Below are 500 nucleotides of genomic sequence, written 5' to 3' on the forward strand. Positions count from 1 at the left end.
GGTTACGATGTCATGAAATCGGGCAAAGTAATCCAAGTTTATCCGGCAGGTATGCGTACGGTGACGATTCCAGTCGACTACCTACAGTTTAAACGCTCAGGTCGCTCACTGACGAGCATTGTCACGGGCTCCGTTACTTCGGCTGGTACGTCCAATTCTGGTGGTAGCTCTGACAGCTCAGACTCTTCAGATTCCAACAACAGCAACAACGGCAACGATAGCTCGACGACATCAACAGGCGGAACGCGCATTGAAACCATCACCGAAAGTGATTTTTGGCCAATGTTGCAACAAGCGGTGGCGAACTTAATTGGTTCGGGTAAAGGCCAAGGTGTGGTAGTTACGCCACAAGCTGGCGTGATCACCGTGCGAGCTTTCCCTGATGATATTCGTGAAGTGCGCGAGTTTTTGGGTGTGTCTCAAGAACGAATGCAACGCCAAGTGATTCTTGAAGCGAAAATCTTAGAAGTCACGCTTAGCGATGGTTACCAGCAAGGTAT

1 protein-coding gene is annotated in these 500 nt (G+C 49.6%); it reads left to right on the forward strand.

The genetic code is table 11. The features are described from left to right. Positions 1-500, forward strand: a 500-nt coding sequence (locus R7R78_RS29950) for a secretin N-terminal domain-containing protein (protein ID WP_318119973.1), incomplete at both ends; no start/stop codon positions are given.

The organism is Vibrio sp. 2134-1 (assembly GCF_033339495.1).